Raw genomic sequence first — 20,232 nt, forward strand, 5'->3', positions numbered from 1 at the left:
TCAGCTCGGAAACGCCGATCTGGCGAACGGCATCCGCCATCGCCATGCCTTGGCCGCGCAAAACCTCAACCTGCCGAAGCTTCGTGACGATCTCGTCGGGCTTGTGTCGCTTGTTTGCCATTGTGGTCCTCCTTCAGGGTCAAAACCATACTTCAAGGTGGACCCGTTCAATGGGGGTGGATCAGAGAAGAAATCATCGCGGCCTGAAACCCAGAGCGAATTATAGTCCTTGCGGCCGCTCGGATTGAAGGTGTTGAGCGGATAGACCGCAGCTGGCTGGGACGCGAGGCCATAGCCCACGGGTGACATCGCCGGCTCACGGCCGATTTCATTCATCTGACCTGCGCAACCTGCTGACACAAGACAAAGGGCGAAAGGTATCAACAGGCGCATCAAAGGCTCCCCTGTGCTTCGGATTTGGAAAGTCCAGCCATGGAGTGGGTCAGCTGGGCCGCGCGGGCGGGATCCATTTCGTCCAGGATCTGGCTGGCTGCGCGGGCATTGAGCTTCACAAGCACGGCAACGGCCGTATCTTCGTCCAACGTCGCCAGCTGGGCTGCAGCTGCCTCGGGCCGCATGCGCTGAAAGATCGACACAACATGCCCCTCGACTTCACCGAGAACCTTCTCGCGCCGCTTGACCCATTCCTCGTATTCGGCGCGCTTCTGCTCCAGCTCGCGGATCCGGTTCTGAAGCCGCTCTTCCAGCGCAATGAGATTCCATGTCTGCCAGGCAAGACGGGCATCACTCGCCGCTCCACCCATGTTCTGGCAGTAGAGCGCCGCATCGCTCGGCGCGCCCGCGTCTCCAGGCTCAGCCGGAGCCGGCACCGGAAGATCCTCAGCCGATGCATTGCGCAGGTTGGAGGCCGTCTGGGCGCCAGCCGGAGCTGCAAAACCCAGCGCTGCCAGAGACAGCAAGCAGGAGATAGTCAGGATGCGGCAGACAGAAAGCCGGAACAAAGGGCGCAGGGCTCCAGCCGGGGTCATGCACGGGATCATGGGCAGGAAATCCTTCCAGTCGCTGTTGGCCCGACTATGGCGGCCGAGGCTTGTGCGGAGCTTGGCCGGAATGCCGTGAAGGCAGCGCAGCCTTGCGGAAGAGAAAGGCTTGCAGACGCGAGGGCAGGCTGAAATGCAGCACGGTCCACAGCCATCAGGCTGCGGACCGTGCCCTCCCCCGGAGCTGTGTGGGCAGGGGGCTGCCGGGAGAATCCGGGATTGCTGACCGTGCAAGGCTTACTGGATCACCAGTTCCGCCTGCAGGGCGCCTGCTGTCTTGATCGTCTGAAGGATGGCGATGATACCGGTCGGCTTGAGACCGATGCGGTTCAGACCGCGCACGAGCGTCTGCAGGTCAGTGCCGCCGATGATGGCGAGCTGCCCGCCATTTTCAGCCGCATCAATGAAGGTGCGGGGCGTCACCACCGTTTCACCATTGCCAAAGGGCTGCGGCTGGGACACCTCCGGCGCCTCGGTGATGCGGACCGTCAGATTGCCATGGGTGACGGCGACAGTTGAAATCTGCACATCGCGGCCGATCACCACTGTTCCCGTCCGCTCATCGATGACAACGCGCGCCGACTGATCCGGCTGCACCATCAACCCCTCGATTTCTGCCATGAAGCGGGTGAGGCTGACCTTGGCCGGCGGGGTCAGATCGATGGAGCGGTGATCTCTTTCACGGGCTGACGAAACACCATAGGTGGTCTTGGTGTAGCGGTTGATGGCATCGGCCACCCGCACCGCCGTACGGAAGTCCGGGTTGGACAGTTCCAGCACCAGTCCGGGAATATTGGCGAAACGGTCCGGCAGATTGCGTTCGATCATGCCGCCATTGGGAATGCGCCCGACTGTCGGAATGCCCTGACGCAGGCTCTCGGCCTGCCCGGCTTCGGAAAACCCCGAAACCGCAACAGCACCTTGCGCCACCGCATAAACCGCCCCGTCCGCGCCCAGCAGCGGCGTGGCGACCAGCGTACCGCCGGCCAGAGAGGATGCATCGCCGAGGGACGAGACATTGACGTCAATGCGCGAGCCCTGGCCAATGAAAGGCGGAAGGTTTGCCGTCACCACCACAGCCGCGACATTGCGGGTGCGCAGGCGCGCGTCACGCACGTTGATGCCCATGCTGTCGAGCATGGACTGAAGGGATTGTTCGGTGAAAGGGGCATTGCGCAGCGTGTCGCCGGACCCTTGCAGGCCGATGACAAGGCCGTAGCCGACCAGCTGGTTTTCACGCACGCCCTGGAGCGAGGCAATGTCCTTGATGCGCACCATGGCGCCAGCTGGCGCCGCAAGGCTGGCGGCGCCCATGGCCAGGGCCAGAACTGCAAGGAAAATCCGCCGCATGGTCAATCACCTACCAGAATGGAGCCGTCCGGCTGAACCCGGCCTGTGATGATGAGGCCGCTGTCGATGTTTCTGGCGCGGATGAAGGATCCGACGGATCCATTCTGCAACGCCTCGACCTGAGCAATGATCTGCAAGCCGCCTTCGCGGAAGATCAGGCGGGCAGGTTCGCCGCGCTTGATCAGCGTTTCCACCACAACGGCGGTTGCAGGCACAGGCACACCCGGCTGCAGCGAGCGGCGGGCAACCCGCCCCACCAGCTCTTCCCTTGTTGCCACCACGGAAAACTGCTGAACCGTCCTCAAGGGGAAGCGGCGGATGATCACCTGATCGGAACTGATCACCTCGCCCTGCCGGACGCCGGACCGCAGCACCGGCAGATCCAGTGAAGAGGCGCGCGCACCGGTCATGGCGGCCGTGAGGGCAAGGCCTGCCAGCATCATGCAGATGAAAAGCCGTGTCAGCATCGCTGCTCTCCTCGCCCGCTTCCAGGGATCAGCGGATCCCTTGCGTCACCACGCCAAACATGTCGTCCGCAGCCTTGATGACCTTGGAGTTCATTTCGTAGCCGCGCTGTGCCGAGATCAGCTCGGTGATTTCCTTTACCGGATCCACGTTGGAGGCCTCCGTATAGCCCTGGCGGATGATGCCGAAGCCCGGATCACCGGCGACACCGGCAATGCCCGGGCCGGAGGCCGGGGTTTCACGGAACAGGTTGCCGCCGATGGCCTCAAGCCCGACGTCATTAGCAAAATTGGTCATGGCCAGCTGCCCCAGTTCACGCGGGTTTACCTCGCCTGCCACCTGGGCAAAAACCTCGCCGGACTCGTTGATGACCACATTCACCGTTTCCGGCGGAATGATGATGGCCGGTTCGATCAGGTAGCCATCCAGCGTGACGAGGCGGCCTTCGGCATTCTTGTTGAAGGTGCCGGCGCGGGTGTAGAGCTGCTCGCCTTCCGGCCCGGTTACCTGGAACCAGCCGCGCCCGTCGATGGCCATGTCCAGTTCGTTGCCGGTCTGGTTCATGGTACCCTGGATGTGCAGCTTGCGGATGGCGGCGGAACGCACGCCAAGACCCAGCTGTGCGCCTTCCGGTACTGGATCCTCACCACCCCGGTTCGGCACACCCTGCAGGCGCTCGGCCTGATAGAGCAGGTCGGTGAACTCGGCCCGCGCCCGCTTGAAGGAGGTGGTGTTGATGTTGGCGATATTGTTGGCGATAACTTCGACATTGAGCTGCTGGGCGCTCATGCCGGTCGCTGCGATTGCCAGAGCTTTCATGTCAAACTCCCCTGGTGCGGGCTGAATTCCTGGTCATCCGGGCCGGAGCCTCAAATGGCCATGCGGCTGACTTCCTGATAGGCGGAAACGACCTTGTCGCGGATGGCGATGGCGGTTTGCAGTGAGGCCTCGGCGGCCATCACGGCTTCCACCACCTGCTGGGCCGAGGCCTTGCCGCTGATGCCGGCGATAGAAACGGCTTCACCTTCCTTCACGCGCTCGATGGCTTCCTGCGTCACGGAGGCCATCGTGTCCGTGAAGCTGACCTCGGGCACCGCATTGGCGGGCGCTGTGCCGCCCAGCGGCACGCCGCCTGCGACATAGCGGGTCTGGGAGACCTGCGACGTGATACCGTCACCGGCGGATTTGATGGCGGAAATCTGGTCGATCATCTTCAATCCCTCAGAAGGTCGATGGTGCGCATGATCATGCTGCGGGCCTGCGTCATCATCTTCAGGTTGGCTTCGTAGGAGCGGTTCGCCTCGCGCATGTCGGCCATTTCGACCAGCATGTTGATATTCGGCATCTTCACGTAGCCATTTTCGTCGGCAGCCGGATGGCCCGGATCGTACTCAACGTTGAAAGGCGCCTTGTCGGACCCGATGCCCTTGACCTTCACCAGATCGGCGGACAATGCCCGGTCAACCTCGCTTTCGAAGGTGATGGTCTTGCGCTTGTAAGGGTCTGAGCCCGGCGTCTTGCCGGTCGATTGCGCATTGGCCAGGTTTTCCGACACGATGCGAAGACGGTCGGACTGGGCGCGCAGGCCGGAAGCGGAGATCTTGAGAGTTGCGGCCAGCGGGTCGATCATCACTTATCCCTTCAGGCTTGCCAGATACATGCGGTGAAAGGACTTGATGATGCTGGTGTTGAGCGCATGGTCACGCGCAACCTCACCCGCCTTCATCAGTTCCTGCTCCAGATTGACGCTGTTGCCGGAGTGGGAGACATCCCAGCTTTCCGCCTTGCCAACCTTGGACGGCTCCGGCGCATCCCGGAGGCTGCCCATGTGGCGGCCGTGGGTTGCGGTCATCACCAGGCTGGTTTCATCCAGAAGCGTGGTGAAAGCCTCGATGTCGCGGGCGGCATAGCCGGGCGTGTTGGCATTGGCGATGTTCTGCGCCACCGTTGCCTGGCGCACCGCCAGCCAGTTGGCCTGACGGGATGCAAGACTGTTCAGATAGACAGGTTCCAACGTCGCTCTCCGAAGCCTGTTGTGGCGTTCGGTAACAGTACTAGGGCGTCAACCTTGTCCGAGGCTTTCGACCCCGGCCCTGCCGGTACGGCTGGCGCAGGCGGGAAGGCATCGGCCGGACAGGCGGAAAACAGGCCCTTGCCCTTGCGCCAGGCTGCCGGATCGGCTAATGCGCACGTCCCTTGCGCGCCTGCACGGCGTCCCACTCCAGCGACATTTCAGGAAGCCCGCCATGCGTCCGGCCATCGGTCTTGATTTCGGCACGTCCAACACGGTGCTGACCGCCTGCACCGCAGCAGGCAATGCCAGCAGCATCACCTTTGGTCATGCTCCGGATCAGGTGGACAGCCTGCCTTCCGTGCTGTCCTTTCTGGAGCCGCCTCGCGGCGTCCATCCGGACGAGTGCGCCGACGTCGGCCAGTGGGCCATCCGCCAGTTCATGGACCACACGGGCGAGTGCCGTTTCCTGCAATCGCTCAAGACCTTCGTTGCCAGCAAGCTGTTCAAGGGCACCGGTGTATTCGGCACCCATTATGAATTCGAGGATCTGCTGGAGACCTTCCTGCGCCGTGCAGGCGCGCACCGCGACGAGGCGCTGGATAGGGGCGGTGGCCGGCTGGTGATCGGGCGCCCGGTGACCTTTGCGGGCAGCGCACCGGATGATGCGCTGGCGATGCAGCGCTACCGCTCGGCCCTCTCCCGCTTCGGTTTTGAGGAAGTGCTGTTCGTCTATGAGCCCGTGGCTGCGGCTTTTGCCTATGCGCAGCGGCTTGAGGGCGAGGCCACCGTTCTCGTCGCCGACTTCGGCGGCGGCACCACCGACTTCTCGCTGATGCGCTTTGCCCGCAACGCCAGCGGCCTGACCGCCGAGCCACTGGGCCACGGCGGCCTTGGTATCGCAGGTAATACGCTGGATTACCGCATCGTCGACAAGGTGATCCTGCCGGAACTGGGCAAGGGCAGCCAGTACCGCAGCATGGGCAAGGTGCTGGAAGTGCCGCAGAACCTTTTCTCCAACTTCGCCCATTGGCACATGCTGTCGGTCTTCAAGGCTTCCGCCGATTACCGCGAGCTGAAGAAGATGCTGAGTTCCTGTCTCGATCAGGACAAGATCGAGCTGTTCATCGAGCTGGTCGATACCGATCAGGGCTATCCGCTCTACAAGGCCGTGTCGGAGTGCAAGGCACGGCTTTCCTTTGATGAGGAGACGGAACTGCGCTTTGCCCCTATCGGCAAGGACTTCGCCGCCACCGTGCGCCGGGCAGACTTCGAGGAGTGGATCGCCCACGACCTCACCCGCATCAGCGACGCGCTGGCGGCAACGCTCGCCAGCGCCAACCTGGATGCAAAGGACGTAGAGAAGGTGTTCCTGACCGGCGGCACCTCCTTCGTGCCCGCGATCCGCAAGCTCTTCGCAGACCGCTTCGGAGCGGAGCGCCTGTCAGGCGGTGAGGAAATGTCCTCCGTCGCCAAGGGCCTCTCCCTCATCGGCGCCCGCGAAGACGCCGCCGCCTGGGCCGTTGCGGCATAGGCGGAAAGGGGCGGCCTCAGTCCTCCGTGTCCTCGCTCATCTCGATATCGGCCATGATGTCAGCGGCAATCGCCTGAATGGCGGCTTCGAGGCTGGCGATGCTGGTGCTGTCCGGAAGGATCAGGTCGGCGCTGGCACGGAAGAGCAGTTCACCCGACATGGAGCCGGGGGAGACGATGGTTTCCAGCGTCTCGATGCTGGCGCCCTGGGCGGCAATCACCTGCGTGACCGCACGCAGGATGCCCGGCTGGTCCTGACAGACCAGATCCAGCCGCAGACGGCGGCCCTCCGTGCCATTGCCGCCACCGCCGCGAACCACATTGACCGAAATGCCCTGCGCTGAGAGCGCAGCGAGAGCTGCTTCCAGCTCCGCCGCCCGGTCTTCCGGCACATCGGCGCTGACGATGCCCGCAAACTCGCCGCCGAGGCGCGCCATGGAGCTTTCCAGCCAGTTGCCACCTGCTGCGGCGATGACACCAGCCAGCGCATCCACAAGGCCTGGCCGGTCCTTGGCGATGGCAGTCAGAACGATATGGCGGCCCATGGCTCTTCTTCCTCTCGATGTGTCCGGCAGGCCGTCATACGGCCCACCCCTTCTGCCCGCACCTTAGGCATGCTCCGGGCTGGAGGCAAAGCCTATCGGGTGTCAGGTGCTCATATCAAACGCTGGATCAACGGGAACCTGCAGCGCCGTCACCAGATGGTTGGTCTTGGCGGCAAGGCCGATGACAGACAGAAGCTCGCCATATTGCGCCTCGCTCATGCCCTTGGCGCGGGCGGCAGCGGTGTGCGAGTGGACGCAATAGGAGCAGCCGTTGGCCACCGACACGGCGATGTAAATCATTTCGCGAATGAGCGGATCAAGGCTGCCTGGCGCCACCATGACCGCCTTCACCTCGGCCCATGTGCGCTCCAGTGCGGCCGGGTCTGCCGCCAGTGCGCGCCAGAAATTGTTGATGAAATCCGTTCCGCGCGTCTTGCGGATGTCGGCAAAGACTGCCGCCACCTGCGGCCCTGCCTCTGCATCGGAAATCAGTTTCACTGTTGCCATGTGGTTTTGTCCTCCCGTTGTACGGTCAGACTAGACCGCTTTGCCGCGGCAGGGAAACACCTGCTGACAAAGATAAAAGGGTGCGGCAGTCCCCTGCCGCGCCCCTTCACGATCATGCCCTCAAGCTCAGCGCAGCGCGCGGGCCAGCGGCGAAATGCGGGAGATGACCAGAATGTCCAGCGCCAGCACCGCGATCAGCGTCAGGCCGACCAGCGGGAAGAACAGGGACACGGCCAGCATCACCAGCATGGCGCTGCGCCAGTGCGGCAGGTTGGACGGCACCTGCGGCGCGAACAGACGGGCGCCGCCGCGCGCCGGGCGGCGCTTCCACCACAGGACCACCGAGCTGAGGGACAGGAAGATCACGGACAGGCAGATCACCGTGTTCAGCATCAGGTTCCACAGACCGGTGAGGCCCATGTGCAGCGGAATGCCGACGGCCATGGCCTTGCCGGCGAGCGAGTAGTCCTCAAAGCCGACGCTGGCAAGAATGCGGCCCGTATAACGGTCCACATGCACAGTACGGTCAGAGAACGGGTCCTTGGCGTCCGAGCTCATGGTGTCCTGATTGATGGTCCAGACACCGGTTTCGCCCTTCGGATAGGAGATGCGGTAGCGGGCGTTGAAGCCCACGGCCTTGGCGAGCGAAGCCAGGCTGTCGATATCGACGGCAACACCCGGCGCCACACCGATCACGCCGCCGGCGGAACCGGATTCCGGCATCTGGGTCTGCTCCAGCGCCCAGGGCACATTGGCAACGCCATCATGGTTCAGGGCTTCGGCGTGGGTTACGTCAGACAGGGGCACGTTGTCCCACTTGGCAGCGGGGAATGTGCTCCAGGCCTGTGTCAGCTTCGAACCCCAGACACCCGTCCAGGACATGCCGGACAGAAGGAACAGCAGCAGGAAGGCGGAGAGATAAAAACCAACCGTGCCATGCAGCGTCTTCCAGAAGGCGCGGCCCTTCTGATTGAAGCGCGGCAACAGAACGGCGCCGAGCCCGCCCTCGCGCGGCCACCACATGTAAAGGCCGGTGATGATCAGGATGATGCCGAAACCGGCGGCGATCTCCAGCATCCGGTCGCCGGGCGTGCCCAGCAACAGGTCACTGTGAATATCGTCGGCCAAGTCATACCAGCCGGCGCGGCGGCCCCAGGTCTCCACCACCTCGCCCGTGTAGGGGTTGATGGCCACCATCTCCTGCCCGGCATCGGTGCGGATGCGGAAGACCCCGACCCGGTCTTCCGCGCGGGGGCTGAGCCATTCCACCATTGTGCCGCCGCCAAGCGCGGCAACGGCCTTTTCCGCCTGTTCGGAGACAGCCAGCGCCACCGCACCCTGCGGCACGGTCACGCGGATATTCTCGCCATCCCGGCCATCGAAGTAGCCGATGTACATCATCATCATGCCGGTGACGGCAAGGATGCAGAAGAAGGGCACGACAAACAGGCCCGCATAGAAATGCCAGCGCCAGGCGGCACGGTAGAAAGCTGCGAGAAGAGAAGCATCGGCGGCGCGGTCCGCGTCCTGCGCGGTGCCGGAAATAACATCGGTCATGGTCTGATCCTCATGGCCGGAGACGCGCGCTTCAAGGCACGCAGCATCAGCCGGCAGGGTGTTCTGGAATGAAAGGTGAGTGGATCAGATCAGAGCGGGCGGGGCGCGCGCGCCGGCACCGGCATAAATGCCCGCCGTGTGGCCTGCATTGTCGAAAACGGAGAGAAGATGGCCGCCGGAGAGAACCGGCAGAGGCAGGGCGGGAGAGGCTTCAGGAGTGGCCAGTGCCAGAACGGCAGAGAAGGAACAGGGCGCAGCCTGCCCCTTGCCGTTGCGCTGGTCTTCCGGGCCTGCGGGCTTTTCCTCGCCAGACGCATCCATCGTCATGGTCTGGAAGCCCTCAGCCGTAGAAGGCGCGCAGATGACGATAGTCAGATCACCGCTACTGGAACGGCCCGGCATGAAACCGGCCGGAATGAGGGCATGAAACAGCACGGCGAGCAGTGCAATCCACACCGCCAGTACGCGCGCATCATGGCGCAGATCTGTCCACAGGGAAGACAAACGCGTAAGCCCCCAAGCTGCCCGGTGCAAGCTTTCCTCTCTTGCTGTCTAGCCGATCACCTTCTTTGGAACAATAGGGGAAACCCGGACCTTGCGAGGTCAGGATGGCTCAATTAGGGTCGGGCCTGATGGCGCGCAGTGGCTCTTGTGCGCTCTTTTTCAGGTGTGTGACCTATCCGGCGCGGCTTCTGGCAGCGCCCCGCCAGCAGGAGAGACTGACGTGAAGGGACTGGGAAGCGGGCTTGGCAGCGTACTGGGCTGCGGAGTGGGCAGCGAACAGGGCAATGGCCCTGATGGCTCCGGTCTGCCAGAGAGCGAAACAGGCACCCAGCCATCCAGACGGCGGGCAGGCGTGGCAGCGCTTGCCAATCAGGCAGGGCCGCTGCCCCGGCAGGCTGCGCCCTCCCCCGCCCCTGAGGCTCCCGCTCCCATGCGGTCGATCCGTAGCGCAGCAGCCGCGCCTCAACGCGTGCCGGCAAGCAAGGCTGGCAATCCGAAAGGGCTGAGGTCCCTCGGTTTCCTGTCCCATGGCGGTTCAGCCTCCGGTGAGCCACCCCGCCGGGCCCGGGGGCGCAGGATGCATACGCAGGTGGTCACGGCACCGCCCGCCCCTGACGCAGCCGCCAAGCCCAGCGACCTTTCCATAAGGCCCAAGCGCCTGCCTTCCCTGCGCGAGGAAAAGGCGCAGGACAAGCAGGACCCATGACCTCCGCCGCATCCGGGCACCAGCCACACGGGGCCCGGCGGGTGATTGTTGGAGCAGGCTGCAGCCAGGGCTGTGGTTCTGAGGAACTGATCGGCCTGGCAGGCGCCGCATTGGAGGAGGCAGACCTTCCGGCGGAAGCTGTTGCCGCCATCGCCACACTGGATCTCAAGGCTGGGGAGGCGGCCATCAGCGCGCTTGCGGCGCATTTCGGCGTGCCGCTGCTTGCTTTCGGCGCAGCGCGGCTGGAGCAGGAAACGCCGCGTCTGGCCACACCTTCAGCGCGTGTTTTTGCGGCCGTCGGCTGCCACAGCGTCTGCGAGGGCGCGGCGCTGGCCGCCGCAGGACCGGGCGGGCATCTGGTGCTTGCCAGACGCAAGTCACCACAGGCGGCCATCGCTCTGGCTACGGCCATGGCATTGCCACATGAACAGGCAAGAGAAGGACTGCAAGTCCCTGTCCAGAAAGACGGGACGCCTTGCGAATGATGGGAACCTCAGACATGTCTGCGACAAAATATGCCCTGATCGCCCTCACCCTCGCCTCTGGCGGCTGCGCCGCAACGACAGGCGAGAAGCGGGCGGAAGGCTCGAATCAGCCTGTTGCAATCACCAAGACTGCCTTCGACCGCCAGTGCCCTGCCAATGCCGGCGGCATCGTGATCCGCAACAACACGGCGCAGAAGCAAAGGGTGACCTACGAGCGTTCGGGCAACCGCAAGAAGCCGCTGCGGGTCGCCGTCAACATCGCGCCGGAGCCGGGCAGCAAATGGATCGGCTGCGAGGGCGACGGCTACAGCTACCGCGTTCTGCGCCACGCACCGCGCAGGTGAGCCGCCACAGGCAGGGGAAGCGTCAGTCTTCCCCGCTCCTGCGGAACGCCCAGAACAGCAGGAAGGCAAGGCCGCCGGAGAGGGCAAACCACGTCAGCGCATATTGCAGGTGATTGTTGGGGAAGCTGACGACGGTGAGCCCGCCAATGGGCAGGCTGTCAGCCGCCCCTTCCGTCACACCGGCATCGAGGAAGTAGGGCGCGGCCTCACCAAGCCCGAGGCTTTGCGCCATCGCTGCCGTATCGCGCGAGAACCAGCGTCCACCTTCAGGATCATTGGAACGCAGGAAGGCGCCATCCGGCTGGCTGAGGCGCAGAAGGCCTGAAACCTCAATCTCACCCTCGGGGCGGGGCCGGTCTTCCGGGTTCTGCCGGTCCTGCGGCACGAAGCCCCGGTTCACGAACAGCCGCCAGCCGTCCTGCGTCTCGAAGGGTGACATGACCCAGAAGCCGGGTCCGCGCACCGTTACCGCCATCACCAGCAGGTCGGCTTCCGGCAGGTAATGACCGCGGGCGGTGATGCGGCGGTATTCGGCGCTGTCGAAGGTGATTTGCGGCCAGTCCGCCGGACCGGGCGCGGCAACGGGCTGCGCCGCAAGACCGGCCTCAACCCGTGCAATGAGAGCATTCTTCCAGCCAAGCCGCTGCACCTGCCAGATGCCAAGGCCTGCCAGGATGGCCACGGCCAGAAGGCCGGGGCCAAGAAGCAGCCATTTGCGCGTTCCGGCAGACATCACGCCTCCTCTGGCTAGCCTTTCACGGGCACTCGACAAGAACCGCAGCGCCCCACTTTGGCTGCTGTGGCACAGTCCTGCCGCCCTCTTCTGAACAAAGGGGGCAGCTTTTACAACGGACTTTAAGCCAAGCTCCAACTCATCTCCCCCTCAAAGGAGGGAGAGGGGCGCTGCGGCAAAACGAAGGCCCAATCCTTCTGAATGCGTCCAAAGTAAACACTGCCACCTCGTGGAGAGGGAGGTGGCAAACGTTCCGCCGGAACGCACCTGCCTCAGATCAGGAGCCGAAGCCCTGCATCTGGTTGTGGTCCATCTGCGGCATCATGTTGGTGTTGAGGTTGTACATCACCCACAGGGAGCCAGCGAGCATGATCACCACCACGATGACGGTGAAGATCATCGACAGCATGGTCCAGCCCTCATCCGAACGGCTGTTCATGTGCAGGAAGTAAACCATGTGCACGAGGATCTGCACGACGGCGAAACCGATCACGATCACCGCCGTCACAGCGCGGCTTTCAAAGCCACCGGTCATGACGATGGCGAAAGGGATCGCCGTCAGGATCACCGACAGAATGAAGCCGGTCAGATAGGACTTGTAGCTGCCGTGATCATGGCCGGTATTGTCATGACCATGACCGCCGTGATGACTGTGGGGTTTGATGGAATGTGCGGACATCAGATCATCCCCAGAAGATAGACGAAGGTGAAGACACCGATCCAGATCACGTCGAGGAAATGCCAGAACATGCTGAGGCATTCCATGCGCCGGGTGTTGGCCGGAATGAGACCCTTGCGATTGATCTGAACCATCAGCGTCACCAGCCAGATGGAGCCGAAGGCGACGTGCAGGCCGTGCGTGCCGACCAGTGCGAAGAAGGCCGACAGGAAGGCAGAGCGCTGCGGCCCGGCCCCCAGGTGGATCAGGTGGTGGAACTCGTAAAGTTCCAGCGCCAGGAAGGCGAGGCCAAGCACAAGCGTCACCGCCAACCACATCTGCATGCGGGCCTGACGGCCCTCATACATCGCCAGCATGGCAAAGCCGAAGGTGAGCGACGACACGAGCAGGAAGCCCGTATTGATCGCGATCAGGGTCAGGTCGAACAGAGCCTTGGGGCCGGGACCGGCCGCATAGCTCTGCCCCAGCACGCCGAAGCAGGCGAAGAGGACTGCGAACATCAGGCAGTCGCTCATCAGGTAGATCCAGAAGCCGAGCTTGGTCGACGCACCTTCCGGATGGTGATGCGGCTCGGTTTCCCAGTAGGTTGCGGCAGCGCCTGCCGAATGGGCCGTGGTGCTCATCGGATTCAGGCTCCAATCTTGGCAAGTTCGAGATCACGGGCACCTTCCACCCGCTCGACCTCATCGACCGGCACGTAATAGTCGCGGTCATAGTTGAACGTATGGGCAATCGCCACTGCGATCAGCGCCAGGAAGGACAGGGCCGCCAGCCACCAGATGTACCAGACGAGGGCAAAGCCGCAGAGCGTGGCAAGACCCGAGAGGATGACACCCGTGCCGGTGTAACGCGGCATGTGGATCGGCATGTAGGCTGCCTTCGGGCGCGTCTGACCGGCCTGCTTCATGTCGTGCCAGGCATCAAGGTCATGTACCACCGGGGTAAAGGCGAAGTTGTAGGCCGGCGGGGGCGAGGAGGTTGCCCATTCCAGCGTACGGCCATCCCAGGGGTCGCCCGACAGGTCCATGTTTTCCTTCCGCTTCCAGATGGAAACGGCGATCTGCACAAAGAAGGCAGCGATACCGGCGGCAATCAGTGCCGCGCCAAGGGCAGCGATGATGAACCAGATCTGCAGGTCCGGATCATCAAACACCCGCATGCGGCGCGTCACGCCCATCAGGCCGAGGATGTAGAGCGGCATGAAGGCCAGCCAGAAGCCGGCGATCCAGCACCAGAACGACACCTTGCCCCAGAACACATTCAGCTTGAAGCCGAAGGCCTTGGGCCACCAGTAGGCGATGGCGGCAAAGCAGCCGAACAGCACGCCGCCGATGATGACGTTATGGAAATGCGCCACCAGGAACAGCGAGTTGTGCAGCACGAAGTCGGCCGGGGGAACGGCCAGCAGAACGCCCGTCATGCCGCCGACCGTGAAGGTCAGCATGAAGGCGACGGTCCACATCATCGGCAGTTCGAAGCGCACCCGGCCCTTGTACATGGTGAAGAGCCAGTTGAAGATCTTCGCACCCGTCGGCACGGAAATGATCATCGTGGTGATGCCGAAGAAGGCATTCACCGAGGCGCCCGAGCCCATGGTGAAGAAGTGGTGCAGCCAGACGAGGTAGCTGAGAACCGTGATACAGACCGTGGCATAGACCATGGAGCTGTAGCCGAACAGCCGCTTGCCAGAGAAGGTGGACGTGACTTCCGAGAAGACGCCGAACAGCGGCAGGATGAGGATGTACACTTCCGGGTGGCCCCAGATCCAGATGAGGTTGATGTACATCATGGCGTTGCCGCCAAGGTCATTGGTGAAGAAGTTCGTGCCGATGTAGCGGTCAAGCGTCAGCAGGATCAGCGTCATCGTCAGCACCGGGAAGGAAGCGACGATGAGCACGTTGGTGCAGAGCGAGGTCCAGGTAAACACGGGCATGCGCATCAGGGTCATGCCGGGGGCCCGCATCTTGATGATGGTCACCAGCAGGTTGATGCCCGATAGCGTTGTTCCCACACCCGCGACCTGCAGGCCCCAGATGTAGTAATCGACACCCACCCATGGACTGTAGCCGATGCCCGACAGCGGCGGGAAGGCCAGCCAGCCGGTCTGCGCGAATTCACCCACGAAGAGCGAGGCCATGACCAGCACGGCGCCGCCGACCGTCATCCAGAACGAGAAGTTATTCAGGAAGGGGAAGGACACATCGCGCGCCCCGATCTGCAGCGGCACCACATAGTTCATCAGGCCCGTGACGAAAGGCATCGCCACGAAGAAGATCATGATGACGCCATGGGCCGTGAAGATCTGGTCGTAATGGTGGGCGTTGAGATAGCCCTCCGAGCCGTTGAAAGCCCAGACTTGCTGGATGCGCATCATGATGGCGTCGGCAAAGCCGCGCACCAGCATGATCAGCGCGAGGATGATGTACATGATGCCGATCTTCTTGTGATCGACGGTCGTGAACCATTCCTTCCAGAGATAGCCCCAGAGGCGGAAGTAGGTCAGGCCCGCAAGAAGCGCGATGCCGCCCACCGCCACAACGGCGAAGGTTGCCCAGACGATGGGGTCCTGGGGGATTGCGCTCCAGTTGAGGCGCCCCAGAAGAAATGTGGTCGAGTGATCTATCGTGGCCATGCCCGGATCCTGTCAGAGCTGGGGCGCAGAGCCGGAGAGCGGCAGTGCGTAAGTGATGGAACGGTCATCGCGCCGACCGAAGAGCGAAGCAGGCTGGGAGAGCCCGTGGCCGCGCAGCGGGCCGGAGATGACAGGGCGCGCATCTGCCCAGGCCGGCTTCACCGACAGCATCTGCTGCAGTTCTTCGGTGGAGCAGAAGCCAACCACCTGGAACGGCGTCCAGCCCAGCACCGGCGCGCGGGTGCCGCGGCGGTCGTACTTGTCATAGATGAGCGAGGACATGTTGACGGTGCCGGCAAGACCGGTGCCGCCCTGCGCATCCAGCGCCATCATCTCGGCCATGCAGATCTTGCCGTTCTCGACGCACATGTTGACGATGCGCGGGAAAAGCTCCGGGTCGACGCTGGCGAAGGTGGCCGGCTCCACATTCTCGCTGGGGCGCTCAAGCTCCAGATAGGACGGGCGGTCAAGCGTCTGATCGCCTGCACGTGCAGCCTCGACCCAGGCCTCGAAACCGGCAGCATCGCTGGCCAGAGCCTTGAAGCGCATGCCGGAGAAGCCGGCACCGGAGTAGTGCGAGGCAAGGCCCTGATAGGTGCCCTCTTGGTTGAAGACGCCGTGCAGCGTCGTCTGCATGCCCGGCATCGCATAGATCATGCCGGCCATTGCGGGGATATAGAAGGCGTTCATCACCGAGGAGGAGGTCAGCGTGAACTGGATCGGCCGGTCCACCGGCGCCGCCAGCTCGTTCACCGAAGCCACGCCATATTGCGGGTAAATGAAGAGCCACTTCCAGTCGAGCGCCACGACCTGCACCTGAAGCGGCTCCACGTCCGGGCTCACCGGCTGGCCCTTGGCGATCCGGTCGAGCGGGCGGTAGGGATCAAGAAGGTGAGTGCCAACCCAGGTGATCGCGCCCAGCGAGACGATGATCAGCAGCGGAATGGCCCAGATGACCAGTTCCAGCTTGGTGGAATGCGACCATTCCGGCTCGTAGGCCGCCTTCCTGTTCGCAGAACGGAAGTGCCAGGCGAACCAGCAGGTCAGCAGCATCACCGGAATGATGATGATCAGCATCAGGAGCGTGGAGATGACCAGCAGGTCGCGCTGCTGCGCTGCAACATCGCCGGACGGTGCAAGGACCTCGGCCTTGCAGGCGGACAGCAGTAGAAAGGCGCCGCACGCAGCGAGTATTCTCGGGAGGCGAAGCTTCGACATGGTTTACCCTGACAGTTTGCCGCACCCGTCAGCCGCCTCCCCCCGAACGCAAACTGACGCGATTTGATCTTGCGCAATGCACCTAGAGCGATTTTGTGCGGGCGCACATACGACAATTTGTCACCTGTTAAAAAATTTCGCACTGCGGCATTGAGCCCTGAATACGTAGTTACCGGTGCAGCAACAGGCCGCAGGCTTGCAGCCGCACTCCGTCAGTCCTCATGAAAATGGCCGGATCCGATGGCGAACACAGCCGATATCTCATCCACGAATTCCTCTTCGAGCGGGCGCGGCACGTCGGAGCATGATGTCTCCCCGTCCGATATCGCGGTCGGTGTGATCATCGGGCGCACGTCGGAGTTCTTCGACTTCTTCGTTTTCGCCATCGCCTCGGTCATCGTGTTTCCGGCTCGGATTTTCCCGTTCGTTGATCCGCTGACCGGCACACTCTGGTCTTTCGCCCTCGTGGCGCTTGCCTTCATCGCCCGTCCGCTGGGCACGGCGATGTTCATGGCGCTCGACCGGCGCCATGGCCGTGTCACCAAGCTGACGGTGGCGCTCTTCCTGCTCGGCACCTCCACGGTGGCCATGGGCCTCGTGCCGTCCTACGAAACCGCAGGCTGGTGGGCCGTCGGCATGCTGGTGCTGCTGCGCATCGGGCAGGGGCTGGCTCTCGGCGGCACCTGGGATGGTCTCGCGCCGCTTCTGGCCATCACCGCCTCAAAGGACCGGCGCGGCTTTTACGCCATGATCCCGCAGCTTGGGGCCGTCGCCGGCCTTGCGGTTGCGGCAGTCATGTTTGCCTATCTGGTGATGACGCTATCTTCCGCCGACTTCCTCGACTGGGGCTGGCGCTATCCGTTCTTCGTGGCCTTCGCCATCAACGTGGTGGCGCTGTTTGCCCGCCTGCGCATTGTCGATACGCCGGAGTTCACCGAGCTGTTCAAGTCGAACGAGCTGACGCCGACGCGGCTTTCCACCACCCTGTCGCAGGATGGGCGCACCATGCTGGTCGGCATTTTCGTGCCTCTGGCCAGCTTTGCCATGTTCCACATGGTCACGGTTTTCCCGCTGTCGTGGATCTTCCTCTACACCGATGAGACGCTTGGCTCGTTCCTGCTGATCGAGGCTGCGGGAGCCGGGCTTGGCATCCTCGCCATGCTGTTCTCCGGCTGGCTGTCCGACCGTATCGGCCGCCAGAAGATCCTCGTCTGGGGTGCCTGGGCCATTGCGGCCTTTGCCCTCAGCGCGCCGCTGCTGCTGAATGGCGGACCGGCCGGTGTCACGGCCTATCTGATGATCGGATTCCTGATCCTCGGCTTCAACCTGGCCCAGTCCTCCGGCGCCGTGGCATCGCTGTTCGACCAGCGCAACCGCTACACCGGATCGGCCTATGTTTCGGCTCTGTCGTGGATGTTCGGCGCAGGCTTTGCGCCGCTCTGCGCACTGCTGCTCTCCACCTGGTTCGGCCTCTTTGCCGCAGGGCTCTATCTGCTCTCGGGCGCTGTCTGCACGCTGCTGTCGCTGGCCGTGGCCCGGCAGATCGCCCTGCAGCCGCGCGGCGAATAAGCAATCAAACCACAAAGCAGAAGGCCGCCGGCTCACATCAGAGCCGGTGGCCTTTTTGCGTATCAGGGGAAAATCAAACGCGGGCGATCAGATGGGCATATGAGCCCGAAACCGTTCCGCACCGCAGCCCCATTGCAGGAAGTTCATCGCCGAGCGCATCACGGGCGGTAAACAGCCGCTCCGCCTCGCCCTCATGGATGATGCTGGCATAGTGGAATTCGTGCCCGGAGAGCCCCGCGCCTTTTTCAACTCCCGCAAAGGGCAGGCCGCCCAGCGCGGTCAGCCGCCGGTAGCCCAGATGCAGCTTGCGCGCGGCAAAGCTGGTGACGAGCGGCAGCAAACCCAGCATGGCATGCCTCTCGCCGCCAGCATCGATCAGCCCTTCGCCCAGCACCATGTAGCCGCCGCATTCGCCGTAAACCGCAGCGCCGCGTTCCGCCGCCTGCTGCATCCCGGCCTTGAAGCGGGAGGCTGCCGCAAGCCGGCCTGCATGAAGCTCCGGATAGCCGCCCGGCAGATAGACCGCATCTGCCCCTGCGTCCGGCGCCCCGTCCGCAAGGGGCGAAAAGGGCAGGATTTCAGCCCCCGCCGCCTGCCAGCCTTTCAGAAGGTGCGGATAGGCAAAGGCAAAGGCAACGTCACTGGCAACGGCAATGCGCTGCCCCGGAGGCGGCAGCAGAATGGGCCAGCCGGACGGCACACCCTCAGCTGCCGCAAGCGGACGGGCAAGCGCGGCCAGCGCGGCCAGGTCAACGGAGCGGGAAGCCGCATCCGCTGCTCCTTCAAGAAACTGCGTCAGACCCTCCCGCTCGGAGGCCTGCACCAGCCCCAGATGCCGTTCGGCCAGAACCAGCGCCCCGCTGCGCGGCACCTCGCCCAGCACCGGCAGGCCAAGCGGAGCGAGCGCCGCCCGGAGCATGGCGCCATGCCGGGCAGAGCCCACCTTGTTGAGGATAACGCCCGCCACCTCGACATCGGCGCGGTGATCGCGGAAACCGCGCACGACGGCCGCCACGGACTGCGCCTGACGGCCGCAATCGATCACCAGAACCACGGGCACACCCAGTGCCGCCGCCACATCGGCGGCACTGCTGGAACCATCGGAAGCGCCATCGAAAAGGCCCATGGCCGCCTCGATCAGCAGCAAATCTGCCCCCTGCCCGGCCTGCGCTGCAAGCTGGCGCAGCACGGGCGGCGGCATGGAGAAGGGATCGAGATTGACGGAAACCGCGCCTGCGGCTGCCTCATGGAACTTTGGATCGATATAGTCAGGCCCGCATTTGGCCCCGCGCACGGCAAGGCCGTTGCGGCGCAGGGCGGCGAGCAGGGCAAGGGTCAGCACCGTCTTGCCCGAGCCGGAGGACGGCGCAGCCAGCATGAGTGCAGGCGGAAGAGACTGGCTCATGCGCCTGATCCTGCCGCCTGCTGCGGACCACTGGACGGGCTCAGCGGATCAGAGACGAGCGCCCGCCCCGCCATGGCGCCAATCCAGTCGAGCCCCTCGCGCAGGCGCACCACTTCGCCGATACAGACGATGGCGGGCGGCTCCAGCCCCTCGGCGTCGGCATCCTGCGCACAGCGGCCCAGCGCTGTCACCAGAACCTTCTGGTCCGGCTGCGACGCATTGCACACGATAGCCACAGGCTCATCCACAGACCGCCCACAGGCTATCAGCGCCTGCGAAATCTCCGGAAGATGCTTCATCGCCATATACATGATGATCACCGGCGAGCCTTCGGCAATGCCCTTCCAGTTGATCGACTCCGGCGCAAGGCCCGTCTGGTCGTGCCCGGTCAGGAAGGTGACCGCCTGATTGGTGTCGCGGTGTGTGGCCGGAATGCCCGCATAGGCCAGGCCGCCAATGCCGGCGGTGATGCCGGGAATGATGCGGAAAGGCACATGCGCGCCGGCAAGGCCCAGTGCCTCCTCCCCGCCCCGGCCAAAGACGAAAGGATCGCCGCCCTTCAGCCGCAGCACCCGTTTGCCCTCGCGGGCAATTTCAATCAAACGCAGGGTGATGTCGCGCTGCTTTGGGCTCGGCTTGCCGCCGCGCTTGCCGGCATATTCCAGCAAGGCGCCGGGCCGGGCGAAATCGAGGATGCTGGTATCAACCAGCGCATCATAGATCACCGCGTCGGCCTGCCGCAGTCCGTTGAGGGCGTGAAGCGTCAGAAGCCCCGGATCGCCGGGGCCGGCACCCGCCAGCCACACCCAGCCGGGCTCGAAAACCGGAAGGGCAAGCGGCAGCACAAGGGATGTGGCAGAACGTGTCATGCCCCCGTTCTACCCGCCTTGCCGCCAGCGGCCAAGCCGGATGCACCGGCCTCCGCCGAATGTCTGATGCAGCGGCCACAGATGGCCGTGCGGAAGACCTTGCGCTCTCGTGCGAACCG

At 63.7% G+C, this 20,232-nt stretch carries 22 protein-coding genes and 1 pseudogene; 4 read left to right on the forward strand and 19 right to left on the reverse strand.

The genetic code is table 11. The features are described from left to right. The 8 genes and pseudogenes from ASC48_RS19900 to flgB form a co-directional block, all read right to left on the reverse strand. Positions 1 to 121, reverse strand: a pseudogene (locus tag ASC48_RS19900) (IS3 family transposase); the annotation flags it as partial. Between the two features lie 271 nt (positions 122 to 392). After that, on the reverse strand, positions 393 to 989 hold the full coding sequence (locus ASC48_RS02905; protein WP_055454799.1) for a MotE family protein: 597 nt from the start codon (positions 987 to 989) through the stop codon (positions 393 to 395). Positions 990 to 1,238: 249 nt separating this feature from the next. Further along, a complete protein-coding gene (gene flgI / locus ASC48_RS02910; RefSeq protein ID WP_055454342.1) occupies positions 1,239 to 2,351 on the reverse strand; it encodes a flagellar basal body P-ring protein FlgI in 1,113 nt (370 codons plus the stop codon). 2 nt (positions 2,352 to 2,353) lie between these two features. Then, entirely contained in the window at positions 2,354 to 2,818 is a 465-nt protein-coding gene (gene flgA / locus ASC48_RS02915; RefSeq protein WP_055454343.1) for a flagellar basal body P-ring formation chaperone FlgA, read from the reverse strand. A gap of 28 nt (positions 2,819 to 2,846) precedes the next feature. Continuing rightward, a complete protein-coding gene (gene flgG / locus ASC48_RS02920; RefSeq protein ID WP_055454344.1) occupies positions 2,847 to 3,635 on the reverse strand; it encodes a flagellar basal-body rod protein FlgG in 789 nt (262 codons plus the stop codon). Positions 3,636 to 3,685: 50 nt separating this feature from the next. After that, positions 3,686 to 4,027, reverse strand: a complete 342-nt coding sequence (fliE, locus tag ASC48_RS02925) for a flagellar hook-basal body complex protein FliE (protein ID WP_026355490.1) — start codon at positions 4,025 to 4,027, stop codon at positions 3,686 to 3,688. Positions 4,028 to 4,029: 2 nt separating this feature from the next. Continuing rightward, positions 4,030 to 4,446 carry a flagellar basal body rod protein FlgC gene (gene flgC / locus ASC48_RS02930; RefSeq protein ID WP_055454345.1) on the reverse strand — a complete coding sequence of 139 codons (417 nt, stop codon included), beginning with the start codon at positions 4,444 to 4,446 and terminating at the stop codon, positions 4,030 to 4,032. A 3-nt stretch (positions 4,447 to 4,449) separates the two neighbouring features. Continuing rightward, positions 4,450 to 4,830 (reverse strand): flagellar basal body rod protein FlgB, encoded by a 381-nt coding sequence (gene flgB / locus ASC48_RS02935; protein WP_055454346.1) that lies wholly within the window; start codon positions 4,828 to 4,830, stop codon positions 4,450 to 4,452. Positions 4,831 to 5,062: 232 nt separating this feature from the next. Here flgB and ASC48_RS02940 point away from each other — a divergent pair, with 232 nt between their 5' ends. Further along, positions 5,063 to 6,361, forward strand: a complete 1,299-nt coding sequence (locus ASC48_RS02940) for an Hsp70 family protein (protein WP_055454347.1) — start codon at positions 5,063 to 5,065, stop codon at positions 6,359 to 6,361. A gap of 16 nt (positions 6,362 to 6,377) precedes the next feature. Here ASC48_RS02940 and ASC48_RS02945 read toward each other — a convergent pair whose 3' ends face one another. The 4 genes from ASC48_RS02945 to ASC48_RS02960 all read right to left on the reverse strand — a co-directional run bounded on the left by ASC48_RS02945 (position 6,378) and on the right by ASC48_RS02960 (position 9,473). Beyond that, positions 6,378 to 6,905 (reverse strand): glycine cleavage system transcriptional repressor, encoded by a 528-nt coding sequence (locus tag ASC48_RS02945; RefSeq protein WP_055454348.1) that lies wholly within the window; start codon positions 6,903 to 6,905, stop codon positions 6,378 to 6,380. A gap of 102 nt (positions 6,906 to 7,007) precedes the next feature. Then, entirely contained in the window at positions 7,008 to 7,412 is a 405-nt protein-coding gene (locus ASC48_RS02950) for a carboxymuconolactone decarboxylase family protein (protein WP_055454349.1), read from the reverse strand. A 126-nt stretch (positions 7,413 to 7,538) separates the two neighbouring features. After that, the gene (locus ASC48_RS02955) at positions 7,539 to 8,969 is read right to left on the reverse strand and encodes a PepSY-associated TM helix domain-containing protein (RefSeq protein WP_208975520.1); all 1,431 of its coding nucleotides are present in this window, start codon (positions 8,967 to 8,969) and stop codon (positions 7,539 to 7,541) included. An 84-nt stretch (positions 8,970 to 9,053) separates the two neighbouring features. Next, positions 9,054 to 9,473, reverse strand: coding sequence for a DUF2946 family protein (locus ASC48_RS02960; protein WP_055454350.1), 420 nt, complete (start codon positions 9,471 to 9,473; stop codon positions 9,054 to 9,056). Positions 9,474 to 10,175: 702 nt separating this feature from the next. On the opposite strand from ASC48_RS02960, the gene ASC48_RS02965 reads away from it, so the two are divergent. Together ASC48_RS02965 and ASC48_RS02970 are read left to right on the forward strand one after the other, a co-directional pair. Further along, a complete protein-coding gene (locus tag ASC48_RS02965; protein WP_055454351.1) occupies positions 10,176 to 10,664 on the forward strand; it encodes a cobalamin biosynthesis protein in 489 nt (162 codons plus the stop codon). Between the two features lie 14 nt (positions 10,665 to 10,678). Next, positions 10,679 to 11,008 (forward strand): hypothetical protein, encoded by a 330-nt coding sequence (locus ASC48_RS02970; protein ID WP_141658859.1) that lies wholly within the window; start codon positions 10,679 to 10,681, stop codon positions 11,006 to 11,008. A gap of 22 nt (positions 11,009 to 11,030) precedes the next feature. Here the strand turns inward: ASC48_RS02970 and ASC48_RS02975 are convergent, their stop codons facing one another. The 5 genes from ASC48_RS02975 to cyoA all read right to left on the reverse strand — a co-directional run bounded on the left by ASC48_RS02975 (position 11,031) and on the right by cyoA (position 16,270). Then, entirely contained in the window at positions 11,031 to 11,741 is a 711-nt protein-coding gene (locus ASC48_RS02975; protein ID WP_055454353.1) for an SURF1 family protein, read from the reverse strand. A 277-nt stretch (positions 11,742 to 12,018) separates the two neighbouring features. Beyond that, a complete protein-coding gene (locus tag ASC48_RS02980) occupies positions 12,019 to 12,420 on the reverse strand; it encodes a cytochrome o ubiquinol oxidase subunit IV (protein WP_055454354.1) in 402 nt (133 codons plus the stop codon). Beyond that, a complete protein-coding gene (cyoC, locus tag ASC48_RS02985; RefSeq protein WP_055454355.1) occupies positions 12,420 to 13,043 on the reverse strand; it encodes a cytochrome o ubiquinol oxidase subunit III in 624 nt (207 codons plus the stop codon). Before cyoC ends, ASC48_RS02980 begins: the two co-directional genes overlap by 1 nt. Before the next feature lie 5 nt (positions 13,044 to 13,048). Further along, complete coding sequence (cyoB, locus tag ASC48_RS02990; protein WP_055454356.1) at positions 13,049 to 15,052, reverse strand: cytochrome o ubiquinol oxidase subunit I; 2,004 nt, start codon at positions 15,050 to 15,052, stop codon at positions 13,049 to 13,051. A 12-nt stretch (positions 15,053 to 15,064) separates the two neighbouring features. Next, the gene (gene cyoA, locus ASC48_RS02995; protein WP_055454357.1) at positions 15,065 to 16,270 is read right to left on the reverse strand and encodes a ubiquinol oxidase subunit II; all 1,206 of its coding nucleotides are present in this window, start codon (positions 16,268 to 16,270) and stop codon (positions 15,065 to 15,067) included. Between the two features lie 240 nt (positions 16,271 to 16,510). Here cyoA and ASC48_RS03000 point away from each other — a divergent pair, with 240 nt between their 5' ends. Then, positions 16,511 to 17,839, forward strand: a complete 1,329-nt coding sequence (locus ASC48_RS03000; protein WP_055454358.1) for an MFS transporter — start codon at positions 16,511 to 16,513, stop codon at positions 17,837 to 17,839. A 73-nt stretch (positions 17,840 to 17,912) separates the two neighbouring features. Here ASC48_RS03000 and ASC48_RS03005 read toward each other — a convergent pair whose 3' ends face one another. Further along, positions 17,913 to 19,244 (reverse strand): cobyrinic acid a,c-diamide synthase CobB, encoded by a 1,332-nt coding sequence (locus ASC48_RS03005; protein WP_055454359.1) that lies wholly within the window; start codon positions 19,242 to 19,244, stop codon positions 17,913 to 17,915. After that, on the reverse strand, positions 19,241 to 20,113 hold the full coding sequence (cobA, locus tag ASC48_RS03010) for a uroporphyrinogen-III C-methyltransferase (protein WP_055454360.1): 873 nt from the start codon (positions 20,111 to 20,113) through the stop codon (positions 19,241 to 19,243). Before cobA ends, ASC48_RS03005 begins: the two co-directional genes overlap by 4 nt. Positions 20,114 to 20,232 lie beyond the last annotated feature (119 nt).

Source organism: Pannonibacter indicus, from assembly GCF_001418225.1.
Classification (GTDB): domain Bacteria; phylum Pseudomonadota; class Alphaproteobacteria; order Rhizobiales; family Stappiaceae; genus Pannonibacter; species Pannonibacter indicus.

What these genes read in the sequence shown, in the direction of transcription:
- ASC48_RS02905 (WP_055454799.1), bottom strand. Translation starts at nt 989, where the DNA reads ATGACCCCGGCTGGAGCCCTGCGCCCTTTGTTCCGGCTTTCTGTCTGC.
- flgI (WP_055454342.1), bottom strand. Translation starts at nt 2,351, where the DNA reads ATGCGGCGGATTTTCCTTGCAGTTCTGGCCCTGGCCATGGGCGCCGCC.
- flgA (WP_055454343.1), bottom strand. Translation starts at nt 2,818, where the DNA reads ATGCTGACACGGCTTTTCATCTGCATGATGCTGGCAGGCCTTGCCCTC.
- flgG (WP_055454344.1), bottom strand. Translation starts at nt 3,635, where the DNA reads ATGAAAGCTCTGGCAATCGCAGCGACCGGCATGAGCGCCCAGCAGCTC.
- fliE (WP_026355490.1), bottom strand. Translation starts at nt 4,027, where the DNA reads ATGATCGACCAGATTTCCGCCATCAAATCCGCCGGTGACGGTATCACG.
- flgC (WP_055454345.1), bottom strand. Translation starts at nt 4,446, where the DNA reads ATGATCGACCCGCTGGCCGCAACTCTCAAGATCTCCGCTTCCGGCCTG.
- ASC48_RS02940 (WP_055454347.1), top strand. Translation starts at nt 5,063, where the DNA reads ATGCGTCCGGCCATCGGTCTTGATTTCGGCACGTCCAACACGGTGCTG.
- ASC48_RS02945 (WP_055454348.1), bottom strand. Translation starts at nt 6,905, where the DNA reads ATGGGCCGCCATATCGTTCTGACTGCCATCGCCAAGGACCGGCCAGGC.
- ASC48_RS02950 (WP_055454349.1), bottom strand. Translation starts at nt 7,412, where the DNA reads ATGGCAACAGTGAAACTGATTTCCGATGCAGAGGCAGGGCCGCAGGTG.
- ASC48_RS02955 (WP_208975520.1), bottom strand. Translation starts at nt 8,969, where the DNA reads ATGACCGATGTTATTTCCGGCACCGCGCAGGACGCGGACCGCGCCGCC.
- ASC48_RS02965 (WP_055454351.1), top strand. Translation starts at nt 10,176, where the DNA reads ATGACCTCCGCCGCATCCGGGCACCAGCCACACGGGGCCCGGCGGGTG.
- ASC48_RS02970 (WP_141658859.1), top strand. Translation starts at nt 10,679, where the DNA reads ATGTCTGCGACAAAATATGCCCTGATCGCCCTCACCCTCGCCTCTGGC.
- ASC48_RS02975 (WP_055454353.1), bottom strand. Translation starts at nt 11,741, where the DNA reads ATGTCTGCCGGAACGCGCAAATGGCTGCTTCTTGGCCCCGGCCTTCTG.
- ASC48_RS02980 (WP_055454354.1), bottom strand. Translation starts at nt 12,420, where the DNA reads ATGTCCGCACATTCCATCAAACCCCACAGTCATCACGGCGGTCATGGT.
- cyoC (WP_055454355.1), bottom strand. Translation starts at nt 13,043, where the DNA reads ATGAGCACCACGGCCCATTCGGCAGGCGCTGCCGCAACCTACTGGGAA.
- cyoB (WP_055454356.1), bottom strand. Translation starts at nt 15,052, where the DNA reads ATGGCCACGATAGATCACTCGACCACATTTCTTCTGGGGCGCCTCAAC.
- cyoA (WP_055454357.1), bottom strand. Translation starts at nt 16,270, where the DNA reads ATGTCGAAGCTTCGCCTCCCGAGAATACTCGCTGCGTGCGGCGCCTTT.
- ASC48_RS03000 (WP_055454358.1), top strand. Translation starts at nt 16,511, where the DNA reads ATGGCGAACACAGCCGATATCTCATCCACGAATTCCTCTTCGAGCGGG.
- ASC48_RS03005 (WP_055454359.1), bottom strand. Translation starts at nt 19,244, where the DNA reads ATGAGCCAGTCTCTTCCGCCTGCACTCATGCTGGCTGCGCCGTCCTCC.
- cobA (WP_055454360.1), bottom strand. Translation starts at nt 20,113, where the DNA reads ATGACACGTTCTGCCACATCCCTTGTGCTGCCGCTTGCCCTTCCGGTT.